Annotated in this window: 1 protein-coding gene; it reads right to left on the minus strand. The window is 75.0% G+C overall.

Annotated elements, in window-relative coordinates:
* Positions 1 to 1,462, minus strand: a 1,462-nt coding sequence (locus tag CCL05_RS43615; RefSeq protein ID WP_086565933.1) for a SpoIIE family protein phosphatase, incomplete at both ends; no start/stop codon positions are given.

Genomic DNA, 1,462 nt, shown 5'->3' on the forward strand with positions numbered 1-1,462 from the left:
TCGACGAGGCCGTCGGTGTAGAGGGCGAGGGTGGCGCCGGGGCTCAGGGGCGCGGTGGTGACCGGGTAGGCGGCGCCGGTGTCGATGCCCAGCAGCGGGCCGGGTTCGACGTCGAGGACGCCGGCGGTGGCGTGGGCGGGGCGCAGCAGCGGGGGCACGTGGCCCGCGCTGGCGAAGGCGGCCTGGTGGTGTGCCAGGTCGAGGTGGGCGTAGAGGCAGGAGACGAGCAGTTCGGAGTCGAGGTCGGCCAGCAGCCGGTTCGTGCGGGCGAGGACCTGGCCGGGTGCGGCGCCTGCTGCGGCGTGGGCGTGGATGGCGGTGCGGACCTGGCCCATGAGCGCGGCGGCGGCGATGCTGTGGCCTTCGACGTCTCCGATGACGGCGGCAGCGGTCGTGTCGTCCAGGCGCAGGACGTCGAAGAAGTCGCCGCCGACCTCGATGCCGTGGCCGGCGGGCAGATAGCGGGCGGCGACCTCCAGGCCGGGCAGGTGCGGCAGGGCCCGGGGCAGCAGGGCGCGTTGCAGTTCGTGGACGAGTCGCTGCTGGGCGTCGTAGAGGCCGGCGCGGTCGAGGGCCTGGGCGATCAGGCCGGACAGCGAGGTGAGGACGGCGCGTTCGTCGGCGGTGAAGGCGTGCGGGTGGTCGTAGGACAGGATGCAGCAGCCCACCGGCCGGCCGGAGATGGTCAACGGGAGGAACGCCCAGGCCTGTTTGCCGCTGATCTGGGGCGCCCTGGGGTAGGTGCCGGCCATCTCGGCCGGGTCGGCGAAGAAGGCGGGGACGCCGCTGGCGAGGACCTGGCCGGCAGGCGTGAGCTCGGTGTCCAGCGACAGGGCGTCGAGGCGTTCCACGACGTCGGCCGGGTAGCCGTGGTGGCCGGTGATCTTCAGACGGCCGGCCTCGGCGGCGGACAGCACGAGGCCCTGGGCGCCGAACGCCGGCAGGATCTGGTGGGCGATCAGCGACACGAGGTCGCGCACGGTCACCGTCTCGGTGAGCGCGGCGGCGAGGTGCACGAGTTGGTAGAGGCGTCCCGTCGGTGCGGCCGCGGGGGGCCGTGCGGCGGCGGGCGGTCGCGGGGCCCCGGACCGTTCTGCCCCCGGGACGACGCGGACGCTGATGCCGCTGGTGTCGGGGTAGAGCTGGAAGGTCAGCCACCGGTCCGGTGGGCGGAGCGCGGTGAAGGACACGGGGGCGCGGCTGACGACCGCGGTGCGGTACTGGTCCTCGTGGACGGGGTTGTCCAGCCAGGGCAGTGCTTGCCAGGGCCGGGTGCCCAGCAGCCGGTCGGCCCGGCGGCCGAGCAGGCGTGCGGCGGTGGCCGTGGCGAAGGTGATGCGGCCCTCCAGGTCGAGGCCGAGGGCGCCCTCGGGGAGGCGTTCGAGGTAGTCGGCGGCGGCGAGGCCGGTCTGCACGGGGTGGTGCGCGGCGTCGACGACGACGACGACGCGCACCACCCCGT

This window comes from Streptomyces africanus (genome assembly GCF_002150735.1).
In the GTDB taxonomy this organism is placed as follows: Bacteria; Actinomycetota; Actinomycetes; order Streptomycetales; family Streptomycetaceae; genus Streptomyces; species Streptomyces africanus.